Source organism: Streptomyces sp. NPDC006265, from assembly GCF_040613555.1.
Classification (GTDB): Bacteria; Actinomycetota; Actinomycetes; order Streptomycetales; family Streptomycetaceae; genus Streptomyces.
On sequence record NZ_JBEXSH010000503.1, the window covers coordinates 1 to 4,921 of the forward strand.

General features: G+C 69.2%; 4 protein-coding genes and 1 pseudogene. 4 read left to right on the plus strand and 1 reads right to left on the minus strand.

What is annotated here, in order from left to right; genetic code table 11:
• The first annotated feature begins 150 nt into the window (after window positions 1–150).
• Together ABZ281_RS31850 and ABZ281_RS31855 are read left to right on the plus strand one after the other, a co-directional pair.
• Window positions 151–813 (plus strand): response regulator transcription factor, encoded by a 663-nt coding sequence (locus tag ABZ281_RS31850; RefSeq protein ID WP_356661118.1) that lies wholly within the window; start codon window positions 151–153, stop codon window positions 811–813.
• A gap of 76 nt (window positions 814–889) precedes the next feature.
• The gene (locus tag ABZ281_RS31855) at window positions 890–2,347 is read left to right on the plus strand and encodes a penicillin-binding transpeptidase domain-containing protein (protein ID WP_356661120.1); all 1,458 of its coding nucleotides are present in this window, start codon (window positions 890–892) and stop codon (window positions 2,345–2,347) included.
• A gap of 95 nt (window positions 2,348–2,442) precedes the next feature.
• Here the strand turns inward: ABZ281_RS31855 and ABZ281_RS31860 are convergent, their stop codons facing one another.
• Window positions 2,443–3,900, minus strand: a complete 1,458-nt coding sequence (locus ABZ281_RS31860) for an NCS2 family permease (RefSeq protein WP_356661122.1) — start codon at window positions 3,898–3,900, stop codon at window positions 2,443–2,445.
• 271 nt (window positions 3,901–4,171) lie between these two features.
• On the opposite strand from ABZ281_RS31860, the gene ABZ281_RS31865 reads away from it, so the two are divergent.
• On the plus strand, window positions 4,172–4,771 hold the full coding sequence (locus ABZ281_RS31865) for a SigE family RNA polymerase sigma factor (RefSeq protein WP_356661124.1): 600 nt from the start codon (window positions 4,172–4,174) through the stop codon (window positions 4,769–4,771).
• A gap of 78 nt (window positions 4,772–4,849) precedes the next feature.
• A pseudogene (locus tag ABZ281_RS31870) lies at window positions 4,850–4,921 on the plus strand (DUF993 family protein); the annotation flags it as partial.

The following is a 4,921-nucleotide window of genomic DNA, read 5'->3' on the forward strand; positions in this document are numbered from 1 at the left end:
GGACCGGGGCGGTGAGTTCCACGTTCTGGAGGCCCTGTACGTCGTGTTCCTGATCGCGGCGGTCGCCGGGGGGGGCGGCACGGCGACGGCCGGACCGACCGCTCCACAGACCTGGCGGCTGCACGCACGCCTGCCGATGAAAGGACCCGCATGAACCGCCCGGCCCCGATCCGTGTCGTCCTCGCCGACGACGAGCGCATGGTCCGCACCGCGCTGCGCGCCATCCTCTCCGCCGAGCCCGACCTGGAGGTGGTGGGCGAGGCGGCCACCGGTGCCGAGGCGGTCTCGGTCCTGCGGGAGCTGTGCCCGGACGTCGTCCTCATGGACGTCCGGATGCCGGAGACCGACGGGATCCGCGCCACCGAGCAGATCCTCGTCACGCTGGACGACCCGCCGCGGATCGTCGTGGTGACGACGTTCGAGAACGACTCCTACGTGTACGACGCGCTGCGGGCCGGAGCCGCCGGGTTCCTGCTGAAGCGGGCGGACGCCGACGCGCTGGTGCAGGCGGTCCGGCTGGTGGCGCGCAGCGACAGCCTGCTGTTCCCGGCGGCCGTACGCACCCTCGCGACCGAGCACGCCCGCGCGCACCCGGCGCCTCCCGTGTGGGTGGCGAAGCTCACGGGACGCGAGGGGGAGGTGCTGCGGCACATGGCGCGGGGGCTGACCAACGCGGAGATCGCCCGCCTGATGGAGGTCGGCCCCGCCACGGTGAAGTCCCACGTCGCGGCGGTCCTGGCCAAGACCGGCACCCGGGACCGTACGCAGGCGGTGATCGCCGCCTACGAGGCCGGCTTTCTGAACGGCGGATGAGAAAACCGGCCCGCCGGATGAGAAACCAGGACGGAGGGGAACGATCCGCCCGGCGTGGCTCGTCCTCCTGTTCGGAATGAACAAGACGATCAGGCGCGCTTCGGTCTTCTCGCTGCTCCTGGTGTTCGCTCTGCTGGTCAGGGCGACCTGGGTGCAGTTCTACGAGGGCCAGGCGCTGGCAGACGACAAGGACAACCGGCGGAACGCGATCGAGACGTACTCGGCGCCGCTCGGGAACATCATCGTGGGCGGCCGGTCGGTGACCGGCTCGGCGCCGACGAAGACGGGCGACCTCAAGTACAAGCGGACGTACACCGACGGCGCGCTGTACGCGGCGGTGACGGGGTACGCGTCTCAGGCATACGCCCCGACCCAGCTGGAGGGCATCTACACCGACCTGCTCAACGGCACGGACAGCCGGCTGAAGTCCGTGATGGACACCCTCACCAACCAGCGGGCCGAGCCGGGCAACGTGGTCACGACCATCGACCCGGACGTGCAGAAGGCCGCCTACGAGGCGCTCGGCGACAAGAAGGGCGGTGCCGTCGCCGTCGACCCGAAAACCGGGAAGATCCTCGCGGTCGTGTCGACGCCGTCGTACAACCCCTCCTCGCTGACCGACGCCAACACCGCGGGGACGGCCTGGCAGAAGCTCACTTCGGACCCGGAGAAGCCGCTGGTCAACCGTGCGCTGCGGCAGCCGCTGCCGCCCGGTTCGACGTTCAAGCTGGTCGTGGCGGCGGCCGCGCTGGAGGACGGGCTGTACTCGTCGGTGGACGTCAGGACGGACAGCCCGGACCCCTACACGCTGCCGGGCACCAGCCGGGACCTGACGAACGAGAACCCGAACGCGCCCTGCACGAACGCGACCATCCGCACGGCGCTGGAGTACTCGTGCAACAACGTCTTCGCGAAGATGGCCGTGAAGCTGGGCCAGGACAAGGTGAAGGCGATGGCCGAGAAGTTCGGCTTCGACGACGACAAGCTGGATGTGCCGGTCCGGGCCTACACGAGCGTGTACCCGTCGGACATGGACCCGTCGCAGACGGCCCTGACGGGCATCGGCCAGTTCGACGTCACGGCCACCCCGCTGCAGATGGCCATGGTGTCGGCGGCCATTGCCAACGGCGGCAAGCTGGTGTCGCCGCACATGGTCTCGCAGATCACCAACAGCGGCGGTGACGTGCTGGCGGACTACGACGACGACGCGGGCACGAAGGAGATCGTCAGCTCCTCGACCGCCGAGCAATTGCAGTCGGCGATGGAGACGGTCGTGAACAAGGGCACGGGCACGAACGCCAAGGTCCCGGGCGCGACCGTGGGCGGCAAGACGGGTACGGCCCAGCACGGCGAGAACAACAGCCAGGTGCCGTACGCCTGGTTCACCTCGTACGGCAAGTCCGACTCCTCGGGCAAGGAGGTCGCCGTGGCGGTCATGGTCGAGCAGTCGGACGCGGCCCGCTCGGAGGTCAGCGGCAACGGCCTGGCGGCGCCGGTCGCCAAGGCCATGATGCAAGCGGCGCTCAAGGACTGAACCTCCGCTGCCGATAAGCCGTCTGTAGAGACGAGACGGGGCGCCCCCTTCCCCCCCCGGGGGCGGCCCGTCCTCGTGTCAGCGCGCGCCCGGCGTCACATCGCTCCGTGGAGCTGCTCGATCGGATCGATGGCGAAGTACACGAGGAACAGCGCCGAGGTTCCCCACAGCAGCCAGTGCACCTCCTTGGCCTTGCCGAGGACGGTCTTGATGACGACGTAGGCGAGGAAGCCGGCCCCGATGCCGTTGGTGATGGAGTAGGTGAACGGCATCACGGCGATGGTGAGGAACGCGGGGATGGCGATGTCGTAGCGATCCCAGTCGATGTGCTTGACCTGGGTCATCATCAGGAAGCCGACGGCGACCAGGGCCGGGGCCGCCGCCTGGAGCGGGACGATGGTCAGCAGCGGGGTCAGGAACAGCGCGAGGCCGAACAGGCCGCCGGTGACGAGGTTGGAGAAGCCGGTGCGCGAGCCCTCGCCGACACCGGCCGCGGACTCGATGTAGGAGGTCGCCGAGGAGGCGGAGGCCGCGCCGCCCGCGACGGCGGCGGCACCGTCGATGAGCAGCACCCGGCCGAGGTTCGGGACCTTGCCGTCCTCGTCGAGCAGACCGGCCTCGGCACTGATGCCGACGACCGTGCCCATGGTGTCGAAGAAGTCGGACAGGATCAGCGTGAAGATCAGCAGGGCGACGGTGATGACGCCGACGCCGGGTGCGCTGAAGGCACCGAACAGGTCGAAGTGGCCGATGAGACCGAAGTCGGGGGCGTCGACGAGGTTGTCCGGCCAGGAGGGTGTGGTCAGGCCCCAGGACTTGATGTCGGCGAGGGAGTTGATCACTATCGCCAACGCGGTCATGGTGACGATGCTGATGAGGATGGCGCCCTTGACCTTGCGGGCGAGCAGTCCGATCGTCAGCAGTACGCCGAGGCAGAAGACCAGCATCGGCCAGCCGGCGAGGGTGCCGGTGCCGCCCAGCTGAACGGGCACGGTGGTGTTGGCGGCGTCCGGAATGCGGGAGACGAACCCGGCGTCGACGAAGCCGATGAAGGCGATGAACAGGCCGATGCCGACGCTGATGGCCTGCTTGAGCGGCTGGGGTATCGCGCGCATGACGGCCTCGCGCAGACCGGTCACCACCAGCACGCAGATCAGCAGGCCTTCGAGGACGATCAGGCCCATCGCGTCGTCCCAGCTCATCAGCGGGGCGATCTGGAAGGCGACGACGGCGTTCAGGCCGAGTCCGGCTGCGAGCGCCAGGGGCAGGTTGCCGCCGACGCCCATGATGATCGTCATGACCGCGGCCACCAGGGCGGTGGCGGTGGTGAGCTGGACGGCATCCAGCTGGTGCCCGAACTTGTCCTTCGCGCTGCCCAGGATGATGGGATTCAGGACAAGGATGTAGGCCATCGTGAAGAACGTGGCGAAGCCGCCGCGTATCTCCCGGCCGAAGGTGGACCCCCGCTCGGAGATCTTGAAGTACCGGTCGACGCTGTTCGCCGCTGGTGGTGCGGCGTCGGGCCGGTCGGCCACCTTCTGCGATTCGGACATGGCGCGGTGCTCCTTGAGGCCTGGGCGATCGGTGTGCGGGTGCTGGCTGGATTTTCGTCGCGTTGAACCACGTTCAGGTTTTCTTCGTGTTACGAAATCGAAGTCCGGCCTGCCATACGACGTTCGAAGCTCCGTACGAACCATCCGACGATCGCTGCTACGCTTCCCGATCTCGTCCGGGCCTCCCCCGGATGATCACATGTCATCTACATGACAGCCACAGGGTGTCCCGGCCGGGAGCGCCCGCAGCCGCTGCGAGGAGAGGTCGCCCGTGGGCACAGTCGTCGACGACGCCGCCTCCGTGGAGTTCCACGCCTTCTTCGAGCGCCACTACGCCGAACTGTCCCGCCTCGCCTATCTGTTGACGGGCGAGTCGGACACCGCCGACGACCTGGCGGCGGACGCGTTGCTGGCGCTGTGGCACCGCTGGGACCGGGTGCGTGCGGCCGACCATCCGGCCGCGTACGCGCGCGGTGTGGTCGCCAACCTGGCCCGCACCCGCATCCGCAGCGCGGTGCGCGAGCGGCGGCGCATCGCCCTGTTCTGGTCGCAGCGCGAGGAGAACACCGAGAACCCGGACGTCGCGGGTGTGGTCGACGTGCAGGAGGCGCTGCGCAGGCTGCCGTTCCGCAAGCGGGCCTGCGTGGTGCTGCGGCACGCGTTCGACCTGTCCGAGAAGGACACCGCGCTGACGCTGGGTGTGTCGGTCGGTACGGTGAAGAGCCAGACCTCCAAGGGAATGGCCGAACTCCAGCGGTTGCTGGGGACGCAGGGCGTGCCGCAGCGGATGCACGTGGCGCTGGGCGCTCCCCGCTGCTCGCCCGCCGTGGAGGGCGTGCGCACCGGCGAGGGCGGAGGGAGGGACCGATGAGCATGCGGCGGGACGTGCACGAGGAGGTGCGTTCCCGGCTGCACGAGGCGGCCGGGGCACACCAGCCCGACCGGGAGCCACCAGTCGCACTTCACAATGGTCGGCGGCCTGCAGTCGTCCCGCTCGCTGCCGCACTTCGCGACGGCGTAC

What these genes read in the sequence shown, in the direction of transcription:
- ABZ281_RS31850 (WP_356661118.1), top strand. Translation starts at nt 151, where the DNA reads ATGAACCGCCCGGCCCCGATCCGTGTCGTCCTCGCCGACGACGAGCGC.
- ABZ281_RS31855 (WP_356661120.1), top strand. Translation starts at nt 890, where the DNA reads ATGAACAAGACGATCAGGCGCGCTTCGGTCTTCTCGCTGCTCCTGGTG.
- ABZ281_RS31860 (WP_356661122.1), bottom strand. Translation starts at nt 3,900, where the DNA reads ATGTCCGAATCGCAGAAGGTGGCCGACCGGCCCGACGCCGCACCACCA.